General features: G+C 72.4%; 15 protein-coding genes. 8 read left to right on the plus strand and 7 right to left on the minus strand.

All coding sequences use genetic code 11. From position 1 onward, the window contains the following. Window positions 1–24: 24 nt before the first annotated feature. From OQ02_RS28325 to OQ02_RS42805, 4 genes are all read left to right on the plus strand, one after another. Window positions 25–390: a hypothetical protein gene (locus OQ02_RS28325; RefSeq protein ID WP_156077354.1), complete on the plus strand. Its 366-nt coding sequence runs from the start codon at window positions 25–27 to the stop codon at window positions 388–390. 161 nt (window positions 391–551) lie between these two features. Next, complete coding sequence (locus tag OQ02_RS28330) at window positions 552–1,475, plus strand: baeRF2 domain-containing protein (RefSeq protein ID WP_033441644.1); 924 nt, start codon at window positions 552–554, stop codon at window positions 1,473–1,475. Window positions 1,476–1,550: 75 nt separating this feature from the next. Continuing rightward, on the plus strand, window positions 1,551–2,639 hold the full coding sequence (locus OQ02_RS28335; protein WP_033441645.1) for a carboxylate-amine ligase: 1,089 nt from the start codon (window positions 1,551–1,553) through the stop codon (window positions 2,637–2,639). 86 nt (window positions 2,640–2,725) lie between these two features. After that, window positions 2,726–3,055, plus strand: a complete 330-nt coding sequence (locus OQ02_RS42805; RefSeq protein WP_033441702.1) for an STAS domain-containing protein — start codon at window positions 2,726–2,728, stop codon at window positions 3,053–3,055. Between the two features lie 78 nt (window positions 3,056–3,133). On the opposite strand, the gene OQ02_RS28345 is transcribed toward OQ02_RS42805, so the two are convergent. Then, on the minus strand, window positions 3,134–3,568 hold the full coding sequence (locus OQ02_RS28345; protein WP_033441703.1) for a nucleoside deaminase: 435 nt from the start codon (window positions 3,566–3,568) through the stop codon (window positions 3,134–3,136). Window positions 3,569–3,629: 61 nt separating this feature from the next. Continuing rightward, on the minus strand, window positions 3,630–6,251 hold the full coding sequence (locus OQ02_RS28350) for a CHAT domain-containing protein (protein WP_051772891.1): 2,622 nt from the start codon (window positions 6,249–6,251) through the stop codon (window positions 3,630–3,632). Between the two features lie 226 nt (window positions 6,252–6,477). Between OQ02_RS28350 and OQ02_RS28355 the strand changes: the two genes are divergently transcribed. The 4 genes from OQ02_RS28355 (at window position 6,478) to OQ02_RS28370 (ending at window position 10,448) form a co-directional block, all read left to right on the plus strand. Further along, window positions 6,478–7,524, plus strand: a complete 1,047-nt coding sequence (locus OQ02_RS28355; protein WP_231500263.1) for a S8 family peptidase — start codon at window positions 6,478–6,480, stop codon at window positions 7,522–7,524. A 132-nt stretch (window positions 7,525–7,656) separates the two neighbouring features. After that, entirely contained in the window at window positions 7,657–8,289 is a 633-nt protein-coding gene (locus tag OQ02_RS28360; protein WP_033441647.1) for an RNA polymerase sigma factor, read from the plus strand. Next, on the plus strand, window positions 8,255–8,719 hold the full coding sequence (locus tag OQ02_RS28365) for a hypothetical protein (protein ID WP_231500264.1): 465 nt from the start codon (window positions 8,255–8,257) through the stop codon (window positions 8,717–8,719). Before OQ02_RS28360 ends, OQ02_RS28365 begins: the two co-directional genes overlap by 35 nt. Before the next feature lie 136 nt (window positions 8,720–8,855). Next, entirely contained in the window at window positions 8,856–10,448 is a 1,593-nt protein-coding gene (locus OQ02_RS28370; RefSeq protein ID WP_051772892.1) for a diguanylate cyclase domain-containing protein, read from the plus strand. Here the strand turns inward: OQ02_RS28370 and OQ02_RS28375 are convergent. The 5 genes from OQ02_RS28375 to OQ02_RS28395 form a co-directional block, all read right to left on the minus strand. Beyond that, window positions 10,402–11,154, minus strand: coding sequence for a class I SAM-dependent methyltransferase (locus tag OQ02_RS28375; protein WP_033441648.1), 753 nt, complete (start codon window positions 11,152–11,154; stop codon window positions 10,402–10,404). The two genes, OQ02_RS28370 and OQ02_RS28375, sit on opposite strands and share 47 nt — an antisense overlap. Before the next feature lie 71 nt (window positions 11,155–11,225). Further along, the gene (locus OQ02_RS28380; RefSeq protein WP_033441649.1) at window positions 11,226–11,822 is read right to left on the minus strand and encodes a GTP-binding protein; all 597 of its coding nucleotides are present in this window, start codon (window positions 11,820–11,822) and stop codon (window positions 11,226–11,228) included. Between the two features lie 47 nt (window positions 11,823–11,869). Then, window positions 11,870–12,292, minus strand: a complete 423-nt coding sequence (locus OQ02_RS28385; RefSeq protein WP_033441650.1) for a roadblock/LC7 domain-containing protein — start codon at window positions 12,290–12,292, stop codon at window positions 11,870–11,872. Further along, on the minus strand, window positions 12,289–15,321 hold the full coding sequence (locus OQ02_RS28390) for a sensor histidine kinase (RefSeq protein ID WP_231500265.1): 3,033 nt from the start codon (window positions 15,319–15,321) through the stop codon (window positions 12,289–12,291). The genes OQ02_RS28385 and OQ02_RS28390 overlap by 4 nt, the downstream gene beginning before the upstream one ends. 368 nt (window positions 15,322–15,689) lie before the next feature. Further along, a complete protein-coding gene (locus tag OQ02_RS28395; protein ID WP_231500266.1) occupies window positions 15,690–16,667 on the minus strand; it encodes an ABC transporter substrate-binding protein in 978 nt (325 codons plus the stop codon). Window positions 16,668–16,753: the final 86 nt, after the last annotated feature.

Genomic DNA, 16,753 nt, shown 5'->3' on the forward strand with positions numbered 1-16,753 from the left:
CCCGTGGAAGGGGTGGTCGCAGTGGTGACGAGCCTGGAGAGCCTCGCGTGGCCGCAGCGGGCAGCCTTGGCGTTGGGTGTGGTGCTCACGCTGTGGGGTGTGGTGGATTTCGTGCGCGGTGACGTGCCGCCGGGGGTGTTGCACGTGGTGACCGGTGTGGTGATCGGCGCGGCGGCGACGCGCACGCGGGTGGCCCGACTCGCCGGGACGCTGCTGGGCGTGGTGTACCTGGTCGTGTTCGCCTTCGGCGTGGGTGAGCCCGGTGGCGTGATGGACGCCGGCACGGTGGGGAACGTGGTGCACCTCCTGATCGGCTTCGCCTCGGTGGCCGTGGCCGAGAGCTGCGCCTGGTGCGAACAGCACTCCAACCGCACCACCCCCTCCCCCTGACCCCCACTGCTTCGGGCGCCTCACACTTTCGCGTTACACGGCCACGCTTTCGCGCACCGCCACCGCCGGCCCCCACCCGTCCGCCTCCCGTGCCACTCCACCAGAACGGTTGCATCGAGCCACTTTCGGGTACCACCCGAGTGACCGATCGGGGAGGACCGATGCACACGGCGAGTCTCCACAACCTGCTCGACGTCGAGGGCCCGTTCGTCTCCGTGTTCCTCGACGTAGGCGATCACGTGGACCTGCGGTGGCGGGCGATGCGCGATCAGCTCCAGGCCCAGCAGGCCGACGCGTTCCTGGTCGCGTTGGCGCACAACGCGATCACTTCGAGCGTGACCCCGCGCGGCCTGGCCGGCCGCGGGCTGGTCGTGGGCGGCGGGCGGATCCTGCTCGACCGCTACGTCCCCGTCCCGCCGCCCGGCTACACCGCGCGCTACGGACCGCTCCCGTACGTGCTCCCGCTGGTCGCCCTCTCCCAACCGCTCCTGCCGCACGTGGTTGTCGAGGTCGGCGAGCACGGCGCGGACCTGCGCGCGGTGGACCCGACCGGGCGGCCGGTGGCCGTGGCGACGGTGGGCGCGCGGCGACCGGGGCGGCGGTTGGACGCGGCCGAGTTGGCGGACGTCGCCGAGGAGGCGGCCACGCTGGTGGACCGCCTGGACGCACCGCTGCTCGTGCTGGCCGGACCCGCGGCCGGGCGGCGATCGCTGCGGGTGGCACTGCCCACCCGGTACCACCACCTGGTGGTCGAGGTGGAGGGGTCGCCGGACCGGGCGGTGCTGCACCTGGCGGGCCGGGCGAACAAGGACGCTCGGCGGGCGGTGGTCGAGCGGTTCCGGGACGAGTCGACCCGGGTCACCGGGCGCGCGGTGCACGGGCTGGAGGCCGTGGCGCGGGCGCTGGAGGCCGGGAACGTCGACACGTTGCTGCTCACCGACACCCTCGTGGGGTCGCAGGAGGTCGACGGTGGGCGGGCCGACGAGGTGCTGCCGATGCGGGCTGTCGCCTGTGGCGCCGAGATCGCGCTCGTCGGCGAGGCGGTTCGGCTGCACGAGGACGTGGGCGCGCTGCTGCGGGAGTGATCGAGGACCGGCGGACCCCGGCAAACCACCCGACACGGAGGATTGAAAAGTCCTCCGATTGGGTACGAGTGCGTCATGACACCGCCGTGGACCGCGGGGGTCGAGCAGGAGTTCCTGCTCGTGGACCCGGAGTCGCGCCGACCCGTGCCGCTCGCCGAGTCGGTCGCGCAGCACGCGGGAACCAGCCTGGACGTGCAGCGCGAGCTGACCCCGTTCCAGATCGAGGTGGCCACGCCGGTGTGCGCGACGGCCGAGGAGTTGGCGGAGCAGGTCATGCTCGGCCGGGCCCACCTGGCGAAGGCCGCGCACGCGGCGGGCTGCCGGCTGCTGGCCTCCGCGGTCCCGCCGATCGGCACGCTCGGACCGCCGCCGGACACCGACGACGTCCGCTACCGGCTGATGCGGTACTCGCACCGCAAGGTCATCGGTGGCCAGGGCGTCTGCGGCATGCACGTCCACGTGGGCGTGCCTGACCGGGACGTCGCGGTGCGCGTGTCCAACGCCCTGCGCCCGTGGCTGCCGACGTTGCTCGCGTTGAGCGCCAACTCCCCCATCGAGCAGGCCGAGGACACCGGGTACGCGAGCTGGCGCTCGGTCGTCTGGTCCCGCTGGCCGATCAGCGGCCCGCCGCCGCACCTGGAGTCGGGTGACGAGTACGACCGGCTGGTGAGCGCCCTGGAGTCGACCGAGGTGCTGCTCGACGCCGGGATGGTCTACTGGGACGTCCGCCCGTCCGCGCAGCACCCGACGGTCGAGGTGCGGGTGTCCGACATCCCGATGACCGCCCGCGAGGCCGTCGTCATCGCCGAGATCATCCGCGCGTTCGCCCGCACCGCCGCCGACACGGGTGATGCCGAACGGGTGAATGACGTGCTGTTGCGCGCCGCCTACTGGCGTGCCGCCCGTGACGGCGTCGACGGTCTGGCGGTCGACCCGCGCACCGGTAACCTGGTGCCCGCGCGCCACCGACTCGCCGAACTCGTTGCCTGGTGCGGCAACGCGCTCCGCGACGCCGGCGCCCTGTCCACTGTGGAGGACCACCTCGGGTGGCTCGACTCGCACGGCAGCGGCGCGGCGCGGCAGCGCAGGGCGTTCGGCAGCTCGCCCGACGCGCGCAGGCTCGTCGACCTGGTCCTCGCCGAGACGGTCGACGAGGCCTTCTGAGGACTACCGTGAAGTCGACGCCGCTCCGGCGTCGACCGAGTGAGAGGAGAACCCGAGTGCCGGAACCCGCGGCGACGCTCGCTTCCGTGAGGGTCGACAGACCCTCGGACGGCGTGGTGGTGCTACACGTGTCCGGAGAGCTGGACACGAGCAGTGCGGACGAGTTGGCCAGGCCGCTCCAGGAGCACCTGGCCGAGAAGGTGCGGGCCGTGGTGGTGGACCTGGGCGGCGTGCGCTTCCTCGGCTCCGCAGGCCTGGAGTCGCTGGTGGTCGGCCGCCAGCGGGCGAGCGAACTGGGCATCCCGCTGGTGCTGGTCGCGACCAGCCGGGCGACGCAGCGGCCGATCGAGGCGACCGGCCTGAACTCCGTGTTCACGGTCGTCGGTTCCGTCGAAGAGGCGTTGAGCCGGTTCTAGCCGAACCGGTGGACAGTCCTGACGGCGCAGCGCACGGCCCCCTCGGGGGCAGTGCGCCCGCCAGGGCTCACCACTGCGTCAGGCCCGGTCCTCGCCGATGTCCTCGAACCACAGTTCCGGTCGGGCGGCGATGAAGTCGGTCATCAGCCGGGCGCACTCCGGGTCGTCCAGGAGGGTGATCCGCACCCCGTTCCCGGCGAGCCAGTCGTGACCGCCGTGGAACGTCCGGGCCTCGCCGATCACCACGTGGGGTATCCCGAACTGGCGCACGAGACCGCTGCAGTACCAGCAGGGTGACAGCGTGGTGACCATGATCGTGTCCCGGTAGCCGGCCCGACGTCCCGCGGCGCGGAACGCGGCGGTCTCGGCGTGGGTGGAGGCGTCGCCGTCCTGCACGCGCCGGTTGTGGCCGCGACCGAGGAGGGTGCCGTCGGCGGCGAACAGCGCCGCGCCGATCGGGATGCCGCCCTCGGCGAGTCCCGCGCGGGCCTCGGCCACCGCCACGGCGAGCATGTCGTGTGCGTCCACCCGGCCAACCTACTGGTGTGGCAGCGCCTCCACGAACCCCGACGCACTAGGCACCGAAGCAGAGGAACCCGGCGCCGGCGGCGTACGCGGCGTCGCTGTCGTCCCGGTGCGCTTCCTGCGCGCCGGCCAACGCCACCGCGGGCGAGTCGCCCTTGCCCAGCCGGCGGTGCAGGTCGACCATCAGCGGTGTGGTGACCTCGGCGGGCACCGGGACGACCGGCGCGACCAGGGTCCGGGTGCCGAGCCCGAGCAGGGCGGCGGTGAACCCCATCAGCTCGTCACCGGGCCGCACCGCGGACAGGCCCGAGTCGCACGCGGACAGCACGACCCGCGCCGGCGGGGTGCGCAGCCGCTCCAGGTCGTAGACGGTGAGCGGACCGTCGGCGAGTTCCAGCGCGGAGAACAGCGGGTTGTCCGCGCGGAACGAGCCGTGCGCCGCCACGTGCGCCAGCGGTGCGCCGTCCATCGCCGCCGCCACCGCGTCCACCGTCGCGGACGCGCCCACCAGCACCGACGCGGAGCCGCCCGGTGGCGAGCCCGCGTCGATCGCGGCGATCTCGGTCGGCGCGGCCGGCAGCCGCGGACCCGCCGCCAAGACCACCCGGTCGTGTGAGATCAGGGTGGAGGTGGCGGCGCGCAGCCACACCGTCGCCGACGGCACGACGGTCACCGACCGGCCGCGGCACGCAGGCAGCGCCGACCACGGCAGGCCGCCCAGCTTCCCGGTCGGCACGAGCACCAGCGGCCGGTCGTCGAGCCGCCGCCGCACCGGCTCCAACAGCCTGTCCTGCAACAACTTCGCCGCGTGCTCGGCACCCGCGCGGACCGCCGTCCGGTCGACGTGCTCGGGCAGCGTGACCAGCCGGTGCAGGGCGAACCGCAGCAGCCGCAGTTCGCGCAGGGCGGCGTCCAGCGGACCGAGGCGGTGCAGCGACGCCCGGCCGCCCGCCACCACCACGGCCAGCAACGCGCCGTCGTGGTCGATGTACTCCACCAGCGCCGACGAGCCCAGGGCCCGCGCCAAATCGCGCACGGCGGGCGGCTTGAACACCGCGCCGCCGCCACCGGCCTGCCGGGTCAGCTCACGCACCCGCTGCTCGCCGCGCACCTGCCGCTGCCGCAGCGCCGCCGTCGGGCGACCCGCCGTGGACGCCGCTTCCAGGTCGGCCGTCACGGCCCGCAGCTCGGCCAGCGCGTCGGCCAGCCCGGAGTCCTCCGGCGGCCGGGCCGGTGTCATCCGCAGCGCGCCCGCCCGCCACGCCTCGGCCCAGCTCAGCACCCGCCCGGCCTGCCCGCCGGCCACCGCCGTCCGCAGGCCTTCCAACGCCAGCGCCTTGCCCTGCGCGCCGCTCAACGCCCGCAGCTCCGACGCGCCGAGCGACACCCGGTACTCGTCCAGCAGCGCCAAGCCCTGCCGCAACGCGATCTGCGCGCCGCGCCGGTTGCCCAGCAGGTCGCGCCGCAGCGCCTCGGCGTACCAGCCCTGCACGCGGTGCGCCGCCGGGCCGCCGCGCCGGGCAGCGCCCGCCGTCGACAGCTCGGCCACCGCCCGCTTGCGGTCGCCGATGTCCCGGGCGACCAGGGCGGCGTCGACCCGCGCCTCCAGGCCCGCCATCCGCCAGCCGAGCTCGTCCAGCCGGGACGCCACCCGCGTCAGCGCGGTCACCAGTGCCCTGGTCCGCTGCCCGCTCAGGTAGGCCGCGCGCAGCTCGACGTGCCGGGCGCCCGCCTCCCATACCTCGCGCTTCTCCCGGCGGAACCCCTTGCGCGCCGCGACCGCCAGCTCGACGGCCAGGTCGAGGTCGTCCTCCAGCAGCGCGATGCGGGCCCGGTGGAACAAGGCCTCGGACCGGGCCAGCACCAGGTCGCCGCCCAGTTCCGCGAGCGCCCGGTCGGCCGCCGCCCGCGCCTCCTCCAGCAGCGGCACGGACACCAGCAGCTCCAGCCGGTTGATCAGCAGCGCGGGCCGCGGCACCTCCAGCAGCCGGTACTCGTGCTCGGCTTCGGCGAACATGGTCAACGCCCTCGGCACGTCACCCGCCCGTGACGCCGAGATGCCCGCGTTCCACCGCACGTCCGCGACGGCCAGCCGCTGGTCCAGCTCCCGGTACAGCACGGCCGCGCGGTCGAAGTCCTCGTCCGCCGCGCGCAGGCCGCCCGTGTAGGCGCGCAGGAGACCCCGGTTGTTCCGGGCGCGCGCTTCGCCGAGCTTGTCGTCGGTGCGGCGGGCGGCCTCGATCGCCCAGTTGTACTCGCGCTGGGCCTCCTCGTACCGGCAGAGGTAGTGCAGGACGAGGCCCCGTTGCATGCGGGCGATGTCCGCGTCGCCGCCGCGCAGCTCGGGCAGCGCCGCGTTGATGGCGCGCAACGCCAGCGCGTGGCGCCCGGTGTTCGACAGCACGAATGCGAGGCTCACCCGGGCGAGTGCCACCAATCGTGTCGAACCGGCGCGTTCGGCGGCGCGGACGGACCGGCGCAGGTGGGTCAGCGCGCCTTCGAAGTCGTGCAGTTCGCGCAGTGACAACCCGATCGCGCGCTCGGCTATCGACGCCTCCTCGGCGTCACCTGCGGCCCACGCCGCCTTCAGCGCCGAACGGCCCATCCCGATTGCCGCCCGCGGATCCCGTTGTCGGGCTTCGAGTGCCGCGGCGGCGGAAACCCCTGTCACGGAACCACCTTATTGCCAAGACCGCTGTGGTAGCTTGCTGGTCAGCACCCGTCGACGCTGCTGTGAGGCCTCGGTGTCCGAACCATCGAATCGCTCCGAGCTGTATCAAGAAGCCTTCCACCAGGCCCTCCTCGAACACAAGAACTACCGTCTCCACGCGGAGCGCGGACGGGAATTCATCTTCGTCGCGGCTGAGCTGCTGACCATTCCGCAGGACGCCGATCGGGTGGCCCGGAAACTGGCCCAGAACGGCATCGCCTACCAGCGGGGCAGAGATTTCGCCGGAATGGTCCGGTTCGTCCTGCCGCGCAATTCCGACGACATCCCGGACATCGTCCGCCTGCTGCGCGACCCGCTGCAGTGGCCCGGTGAACGCACCCCGTTCGTGCAGCCGCACCACGTGCTGGTCGGCCACGGCGGCAACATGCACGGCCACCCCGGCCAGCCGCCGAAGGTCGCCGGCCCGCTGCCGGACCCGGACAAGGCCTCCCTCGGGCACGGCAAGGGCGTCGTCGTCGGCGTCGTCGACACGGGCATCTCCAAGAGCGCCGGCACCGACCACCCGCTGTGGCTCTCCGGCGCGTTCCTGGCCAAGCTCGAGGAGGTCGACGCCGCCTACGCGCACGACGACGTGTTCGCGGTGGAAGGCGGGCACGGCACGTTCGTCGCGGGCGTGGTCCGGCAGGCCGCGCCCGGTGTCCGGTTCGACCCGGAGAAGGCGCTCGACCCGGCCGGCATCGGCACCGAGGAGGACTTCGTCAAGGCGCTGTCCTCGTTCGACGAGAAGGTCCAGGTCGTCAACATCTCGCTCGGCTGCTTCACCCAGGACGACGTGGCGTCCGAACCGGTCCGCCGCGCGGTCGCGGCGCTGCCCACCGACGTGGTGGTGGTCGCCTCCGCGGGCAACCAGGGCACGAACCGGCCGAGTTGGCCCGCGGCCCTCCCCAGCGTGGTCGCCGTGGCCGCGGTCGCGCAGGAGCTCGACGGCACCCGGAGCCCGGCCTGCTACTCCAATCACGGGCACTGGGTGGACGCCTGCGCGGTCGGCAACCGGACCAGCACGTTCCTCAAGGGCCAGTGGGTGCTGCCGGGTGAGACCCCGGAGGTCTACGACCGGTTCGCGTACTGGCTGGGCACGTCGTTCGCCGCGCCGCACGTCGCCGGGCGGATCGCCGAGAGGATGACAACCCTGGGCCTGTCGGCGGCGCTGGCGCGCGACCACCTGCTGGCCGGACCGGAGTTCTTCCCCGGCTACGGGGTTCTGGTCGACTAGCTGTATCTGGCGGTGGGGTCGGCGCTCCGTAGTGTGTGGCAGCAACGAATCCGAAGTCCGTGACCCGGCTGGGGTCCGCACCGGTGCAGGTCGGGGCGGAGGCGCAGCATCCCCTGGACAAGAGGAGGGGACGTGACCCTTGCATCCCCGATCGCCGTGCTCGTCGCGGCGGCGGCGGAGGGCGACCAGCGCGCCTGGAACGAGATCGTCGAGCGCTACACGCCGCTCGTCCTGGCGGTGGTGCACCGGCACCGGCTGCGCCCCGCGGACGTCGCGGACGTGCACCAGACGGTGTGGCTGCGGCTGGTGGAGCAGGTCGGCCGGCTCCGCGAGGCGGACGCGCTGCCCGGGTGGATCGCCACGACGACCCGCAACGAGTGCCTGCGGATGCTGCGCATGCAGCAGCGCACCCAGCCGTACGACCCGCAGTCCGAGGACGAGCCGGCGAGCCCGGACGACGCGGTCGCGGACCTGGACGAGGAGATGGAGGCCGCCCAGCGTCGGCAGGCGCTGCGCGAGGGCTTCCGGTCGTTGTCCGAGCAGTGCCGGACCTTGCTGGCGAAGCTCATGGCGGACCCGCCGCCCAGCTACGCGGCGGTCAGCGAGGAGCTGGAGATGCCGGTGGGCAGCATCGGGCCCACCCGGATCAGGTGCCTGGACAAGTTGCGCAAGACTCCCGCGGTGCTGCGGCTGGTCGACCCGCACCCGGTCGACGGAGGAGGTGTGCTCGGTGCTGAGGGACGATCCGGGGTGGGAAAGCGATGAGGTGCTGCTGCGCGAGCTGCGCGCGGCGCTCGCCGAGGAGCGCGACGTGCCCGAGCACCTGCTCCAGGCGGCGCGTGCCGCGTACACGTGGCGCACGGTCGACGCCGAGCTGGTGGCGCTGACGAGCTACGACTCGATCCTGGACGCCGGGCTGGTGGCGCGGGCGCGGGCGGCGCAGACGGCGCGGCAGCTCGTGTTCGACGCGGAGGGCTTCTCGGTGCAGGTCGAGGTGACCGAGGCCGGAGTCGCGGGCCAGGTGCTGCCCGCCCGGCCGGGCCGGGTGTGGCTGCTGACGGCGACCGGGCCGGTGGAGGACGCCGAGCTGGACGAGCTGGGCATGTTCCTGCTCGGCCCGCCGCCCTCCGGTCCCGTGCGGTTCCGCTGCGACGTCGGCGGCACGACCGTCATGACCGACTGGGTCTGCGTTTAGCCCCGTCACGGCATCCAGGTGCCCGTGGCGGGGCGTTCGCACGCCGGGCCGCTGCGCTGCCGGCCACTTGACGGCGATGGCCTCGGGTCCGCAAGATTCACCGACCTGATCTTCACCCACCGCCGCACACCACCACATGACCCAGCAGGCCCGAACCATCCCGGCCGGGAGCGACGCCGCCTCGGCCCTGGTGGCGCGCCCGAACGGCGAGCTGCCCGCGGGCGAGCTGTCGGCGGGCGAGGTCTGGGCCGTGGAGCTGCCGGAGCTGTTCCGGCAGGTCTTCGTCGGTTCCACCGCGGGCATCGCGATCTTCGACGCGGACGGCGCGCTGGTGGTGGCCAACCCGGCGCTGGAGGCGATGCTGCCGTCGGCCGACCTGTCCACGTTGTTCGTCGCGGACGAGGTCAAGGTGCAGCGGGAGTTCACCGACGCGTCCGGCGACCCGGTGTGGGTGGACGTGGCCATGTCGGTGGTGCGCGACCCGGACGGACGGCCGCGGTGGCACGTCGCCGTGGTCGAGGACACCACCGAGCAGCGGGTGCTCCGCGACTACCTGCGGCACCAGGCGCTGCACGACGTGCTGACCGGGCTGCCGAACCGGCAGGGGTTCCTGCCGAAGGTGGAGCAGGTGCTGAGCCGGCCGGGCTCGATCACGTTGTGCTACCTGGACGTGGACAGCGTCGCGATCGTGAACGACGGCCTCGGCTACGAGTACGGCGACGAACTGCTGAAGGTGGTCGCGCGGCGGCTGACCGAGGTGGTGTCGGGCGAGAACGCCACCGTGGCGCGGATCGGCGGCGACGAGTTCGTGGTGCTGATCGAGGATTCGCCGACCACGCCGGGGATCTCCGCGTTGGCCCGGTCGATCGAGGCCGCGATCACCGAGCCGGTGCAGCTCGCCGGGCACGGTGTCGGCGTGTCCGCGGGCATGGGGTTCGTCCGGACGTCGGCGCGCGCGTCGGACGCGATGGCGTTGCTGCGCCAGGCGCACAGCACGCTGCGCCGCGCGGAGAGCGGCGGCAAGGGCCAGTGGGGCATCTACGACGCCGGGCAGGACGCCCGCGACCGCACCCGGCTGTCGCTGATCGCGACCATGCCCGGCGCGTTGCAGAACGGCGAGATCGCGCTCGACTACAAGCCGGTGACGCGGGACGGCGAGCAGGTCGCGGTGGCGGCCCGGTTGCGGTGGCACGACGCCGAAAGCGGCCCGGTGTCGCACGCGGAGTGCCTGCGGTTCGCCGACGAGCTGGGGCTGAGCGGCCCGCTGGCCGAGTGGGTGCTGGACGAGGCGTGCGAGTTCGCCGCCGCCGAGCGGCTGCCGGTGCTGGTGCAGCTGTCACCGGACCAGTCGCGCGACCCGGACCTGGCCGCGCGGGTGGCGGAGGCGTTGCGCACGTCCGAGCTCGCGGCGCCGGAGCTGTGGCTGAGCCTGGCCGCGTCGACCCTCACCGACCGCGGTCTGCCCGAGGACCTGGACGCGGTGGAGGACAACCTGACCACGTTGGCGGACATGGGTGTCCGCCGCCTGCTGCACGGCGTCACGTTCGCCCTGCCGGAGCTGTCCACTGTGGAGCGTCACGCCCTGCACGGCGTCGAACCGGCCGCGGCGCCACCGGAAGCGTTGGCACGCCAGGCGTTGACCGCCCTGCTGCCGCTCGTGCGGGCGACCGGCGCCCTGGTGATCAGCGCTGAAGACCTGCCGGGGTGCGACCTGGTCGTGCGATCGTGATGATCTCGCGGCTGCTGCCGGTCAGCGCGGCGCGGTCCCAGGAGCCGTAGCGCTCGGCCACCTCGAACCCGGTCCCGACCGGCAGCGAGTCGAGGTGGTCGGCGTCGGTGAACCGCAGCGTGCCGCGGTCGACGCGGGGTTCCGGCCAGTCCGGGCAGCTGAACGTCTCGGTCATCGTGACCAGCCCGTCCGCCACGCTCTCCACGAAGTGCTCGACGCGCACCCGCTCCCCGTCGTGGCCGACGATGTCGGTGCCGTTCTCCGGCGTCCACCGCTCCCACGCCCGCGCGCCGGGGTTGCGGGTCTCGAACGCGAACCGCCCGCCCGGGTCGAGCGCCCGGCGGATCGCGGTGAACTGGGTGCGCACCTCGTCGTCGGTGAGGAAGACCTGGAACGCGTGCCCGGTCATCACGACCAGGTCGAACCCGCCGTCGAACGCGACCGTGCCGAGGTCGCCCCTGATCCACTCCACGTCGGGTTCGCGCCGCGCCTGCAGGAGCATGCCCTCGGCCGGGTCGAGCCCGACCAGCCGACCGGGGTGACCGCCGGCGCGGGCGGCCTTGAGCAGCGTGCCCGTGCCGCAGCCCACGTCGAGCACGGCGTCGGCGGCCGGCACCAGCTCCAGGTAGAAGCGGTCACCCTCGCCGAACTCGTTGATCAGGTCGTAGTAGCCGGCCAGGTCCGCGTCCTCGAAGGCATCCGCCACCCGCCCGATCCTGCCCCGCACGACGAAGGGCCGCGACCGGATTTCCGGTCGCGGCCCCCTCGATCAGGCGGTCAGGCGAACGTCGGCTGCCGCATCGCGTGCTGGACCAGCGTGATCAGCGTCTGCTTGGTGGACTGCCGGTTCCGCGCGTCGCAGGGCATGATCGGCACCGACTCGTCGATCGTCAGCGCCTCCCTGATGTCCTCGATGCGGTGGTGCAGCAGCCCGTCGAAGCAGTTCACGCCGACCACGTACGGCAGCTCGCGGTCCTCGAAGAAGTCGATCGAGGCGAACGCGTCCGACAGCCGGCGGGTGTCGACGAGCACGACCGCGCCGATCGCGCCCCGCACCAGGTCGTCCCACATGAACCAGAACCGGTGCTGACCGGGTGTGCCGAACAGGTACAGGATCAGGTCGCTGTCCAGCGACACCCTGCCGAAGTCCATGGCCACCGTGGTGGTCATCTTGTTCGGCGTCGCGGACAGGTCGTCCACGCCGACGCTGGCCTCGGTCATCACCGCCTCGGTGGTCAGCGGAACGATCTCCGACACCGACCCGACGAAGGTCGTCTTGCCGACACCGAACCCTCCCGCCACCACGATCTTGGTCGACGTGACCGTCAGGCTCGCCGCGGGTGTCCCCGACCGCCCGGGAGCGCCACCGCTCATGTTGCTCTGCTTTCCCTAGTAGTAGGACCTCGCCGGGTGGTGGGACCTCAGCCGCGCATGGCGACGTGCAGCTGCGAGCGGATCTCCGGGGTGAGCTGGACGCCGACCCGCTCGACCAGCCGCGTCATCGCGTAACCGATGAGGCCGATGTCGCAGTTGGGCGCGGCCAGCACGGCCAGGCAGGAGCCGTCGCTGATCGACATCAGGAACAGGTAGCCCCGCTCCATCTCCACCACGGTCTGCTTGACGTCACCGGCCTCGAAGCAGCGCGCCGCACCGAGGTTCAGGCTCACCAGACCGGACGAGACGGCCGCGAGCTGCTCGGCGCGGTCGATCGGCAACCGCTCCGAGGACGCGAGCAACAGGCCGTCCGCGGAGACCACGATCGCGTGCGCGACGCCCGCGACCCGGGCGACGAAGTCGTCGACCAGCCAACTGAAGTTGTCGATTTCCTCGGCTGCGGTGGTCACTTCTGCTCCTTGTTGTCAACGTTGCCGAATGACGGGCCTTCCCACGGCATCCCTGCTTCGTCGCCGGACTGGCGGCCCAGCTGCACGCCACGCTGGTAGGTGGCGAAACGCTGCCGCAACCGGTCGGCGGACCGGCGCGGCGGTGCGGCGGTCGCCACACCGGACGGCGTCGAGCCGTTCGCGGACGGCTGGGCCGTCGGCGCGGACCCGCGAGGCGCGGGCGCGGTGAGCGAGCCGGGCACCAGGCGCGCCTTGGGCACGCGCTTGGGCAGACCCGCGTTCGTCGTGTCGTCGACCGGCGCCTTGAGCACGCTGCTGGCCGTCGACCAGCTGTCCTCCGCGGCGCCCCAGCCCGGGGACGGTGCCGCCACCGCGCCGGACGAGGGGATGGCGGACGGCGCGGGCTCGCGCTTGGGCAGACCCGCCGGCGTGGCGGAGCGCGGAGCCGGCGGAGGCGTCGCGGCCTTCGGCGCCGCGGCCGGTGCGGGCGGCGTGATCAGGTCGGACCGGTCGGTGTACGCCGTCTGCTCCGACGCCGTGCCCTTGGCGTTGGCGATCGAGTTGTCGGAACCCATCAGCTCGGTGCGGTCGGCGAACATCGTCCGCTCGGACGCGGTCTCCGGTGGCACCGCGCTCGGCTTCCGCTCGGCCGGCTCGCCGCTCGCGTTCGCCGCCGCCTCGGCTTCGCCGCCCTGGAACCAGCGCGACAGCACGTCCTCGTAGATCGGCAGCCGCTGGGTGGACGCGTCGTCCTCGTACTCGACCGCCGGTGGCGGTTCGGGCTGCCTGGTGGACGGCGGGTACGAGTAGTCGGGCAGCTCGTCGTCCACCGGGGGCACGGTCTCGGTCACCGTGGCGGTGAACAGGTCGGCCGCCGGGGTCTGCTCGATCTCGAAGTAGCCGCCGGGCTCGGCCTCGTGCGTGTGCACGACCTGGGGGAACGGCGCGGGCGTCGCGTCGAGCGGCTGGTAGCCGCCCGGTGCGATCTCCGGCGTCCACTTGGGCACGCCGGCCAGCACGCCGACGCCGCTCTCCTCCACGTCCGGGTTCGCCTGCCGCTGCGGCAGCGCGAGCGGTGCGGGCGGTGCCTGGATCGGCTCGGGGCCGCGGTGCAGCAGTCCGACCGGCAGCACGACCTGCGCGGTCACGCCACCCTCTATGTCGTCGTTGTTGGTCAGCGTCACCCGGATCTCGTGCCGCTTGGCCAGCTGGCCGACCACGTACAGGCCCATCTCGCGGGCCACCGACACATCGACCTCGGGCGGGTCGGCGAGCTTGATGTTGGCGTCGATGACGTCCTGCTCCTGCATGCCGACACCGCGGTCGTGGATGCGGATCGACACCTCGCCGCGCCGGGTCTCGATGGCCCGCACCGTCACCTTGGTGGTGGGCTTGGAGAACGCGGTCGCGTTGTCCAGCAGCTCGGCGATGAGGTGCGCGAGGTCGTTGACCACGCGGCCCTGGACCTTGAGCTCCGGCGCGGGCGCGATCTGGATGCGGGCGTACTTCTCCACCTCGGAGACCGCGGCGCCCAGCACCTCGGAGATCGGCACCGGCCGGGTGACCCGGCGGTTGACCGTGGTGCCCGACAGCACCAGCAGGTTCTCGCTGTTGCGGCGCATCTGGGTGGCCAGGTGGTCCAGCTCGAACAGGCTGGCCAGCTGGTCCGGGTCCTGCTCGTCCTGCTCCAGCCGGTCGATGACGGTGATCTGCCGCTCGACCAGCGCCTGCGAACGCCGGGACAGGTTGATGAACATGTCGTTGACGTTCGCGCGCAGCGCCACCTGCTCGACCGCGAGTCGGACGGCTTCGCGCTGCACGGCGTCGAACGCCCGCGCCAGCTGGCCGACCTCCTCGGTCGTGTTGATCGGCACCGGCACCAGCGCCTCTTCCGCGGCCCGGGACGGGTCGCGGTGCGTCCGGATCCGCTTGATCGCGTCCGGGAGCCGGTTGCGGGCCACGTCGAGCGCGGTGCGGCGCAGCAAGCGCAGCGGCGTCAGCATCGAGCGGGCGACGAACGCCATCAAAGCGAACGCGGCGACCAGCGCCACGGCCACCAGCGCCGCGTCACGCCACGCGGACGCGCGGGCCGCCTCGGTCAGCTCGACCGACTCGGCCTCCGCCTGCCGTTCGATGTCCTGCGAAACGGACCGCAGCAGCGCCGCGGTCTCCTCGCCGACGCGCAGCACGTCGGCGTCGGAGATGGACACGCGGCCGGCGTCGGCCTGCTGCACGAGCGCCAGCTGCACGAGCCGGTTGCGACCGTCCACGGAGGAGCCGGACACCTTGTCCGACAGCAGCTGCCGGTTCTCCGGGCTCGCGGTGGTGGCGAAGTCGGTGAATGCGGCGTCCAGCCGGGACTGGGCCGCGCGCAGCGCGTTGACCTGTCCGGGCGCGAACTCGCCGCGCTTGGCCGTGGACAGCAGGATCGAGTTCTGCTGGCTCAGCTGCTCCTTGGCGCTGTAGAGCGCGAGGTTCGCCCCGGACAGCGGGGTGATCCGCTCGTGGCTCTCACTGCTCGCGGTCGCGCGGTGCACCTGCGCCAACGCGGCCAGGAGCTGGCCGTAGGCGCTGTGCACCGAGATGTCGGGATATTTCGTCGTGGTGACCGTGTTCCGCAGCGCGTTGAGCCCGTCCAGCGACTGCAACGACTTCTGGAACGCCTCGCGCACGGCCTCGTCGATGCCGGTCGTGGCGGCGGCGACGTCGCGCAGCCTGCCGACCTCGGCGTCGACCTTGCTCGAGCGCGTCAGCAGCTCGTTGGCGTTCGCCTCCCGGCCGCCCGCGACGAACCCGACCGCGGCGTCGCGCTCCAGTTGCAGCGCGTCGGCGACCGCCGCCGTCTGGGCGGACAGCTGGAGCTCCCGCTGGACCTGGCCGAACAGCTCGACGTCGTCGAGCTGCGTGTTCAGCCTCAGCCCCGCGAGGGTCAGCGTGCTCAGCGCGGGCACCAACAGCACCACGGCCAGCTTGCTGCGCAGGCGCCAGTTCCGCAGACGCCACCGGGACATTCCCCGGTCGGCGGTCACGGCGCCTGTGCTGGGCCCCGAGTCGGGTGGACCGCTACCCGCGGCACCCGCGTCGAGTTGAATCCGCTCCGGATCTTTCCCGGAGGCGTGGTCGTCGTGACCGCGCACCGTCAGCACACTCCCCAGCCCCCCAGCCAGTGATATCGACACTTCCCTGCCAAACCCGGTGGATCTTGGTGGAAATTTCCCCCGAGTCATACCGCCGTTCGGACGAGAAGCCGGTAGTTTGCAAATCAACCATTGTCGCGCGCACCACAGTCGGACGCGCTAAACGATCGCTAACCGGCGTTCACGGAGTTTTCATACGCCCGACCCGGACGGGAAACACCGGAGGGGGAGCCCGACCAGGACTGGACTCCCCCGTCCGATCAGCTACCCGACGCCCCGACCAACATCGTCTTGACGTCGAACTTCGTCTCCAGCAGTTTGTAGGTTTCCATCAGGTCCGCGACGCGCTGCAACCGGGTGGCGTCCAGCGTCGTGGGGAACTCGCCGAAGTGCACGAGGCTGGCGGTTTCCTTGTCGACCTTGGCGTACTCCACCAGCAGCGGCTCCACCGTGGGCCGGTCCGCGGCGTCGCGCTGACCCTTCGCCATCGCGCGCTGGAACGCCGCGACGGTGTTGGGGTTCTCCTTCACGAACTTGCCGGTCGTGCCGTAGCCCGCGATCGGGATGCCGTCGGTCGGGCCGGACGCCGCGTCGAGCACCGTGATCTGGCCGCTGGCCCGCTGGGCGCGGCTGATGAACGGCTCCACCATGAACGCCGCGTCGACCGTGCCGTTCTGGACCGCCGCTTCCATGTCCGGGAAGGGGAACTCCTTGAACGTCACGTTGGCGGGGTTCACGTCGTTCGCTTCCAACGCGGCCTTCGCGGTGAGCTCGGCGATGTTGTTGAAGGTGTTGATCGCGATGGTCTTGCCCTCCAGGTCCTTCGGCGACTTGATGGCCGAGTCGGACTTGGCGAGGATCAGGAACATCTCGGGCTTGGCCTGGTAGCCGTCGTTGATCAGCTTGAGGCCGTCGACGTCCTTGGCGACGCCCTTCGTCTCGGCGCTGATGAACGAAACCCAGTTGCCGAAGCTGATGTCGAGGTCACCGCTGATCAGACCGGGGATGGCCGCGGCGCCACCCTGGATGATCTTGGGCTCGACCTCCAGCCCTTCCTCCTTGAAGTAACCCTTCTTGATCGCGACGTGGACCGACGCGACGTCGAGGATCGGGAGGAGTCCGAGCGTGATCTTGGCCTTCTCGATCTTGCCCGGTGCGGCGGCCTCGGCGGGCTTCTCCTCGGCTCCGCCGAGCAGACCGCAGCCGGATACCACGGCGAGCATCGCGACAGCGGACACTACGCCGAAGATCCTTCGGGCCGAGAGGCCGACTCTTCGAGTCATGGGGGGCATCTCCTGTTGGAGTGGCGACATTGCGGGGGCAG

This window comes from Saccharothrix sp. NRRL B-16314 (genome assembly GCF_000716595.1).
GTDB lineage: Bacteria > Actinomycetota > Actinomycetes > Mycobacteriales > Pseudonocardiaceae > Actinosynnema.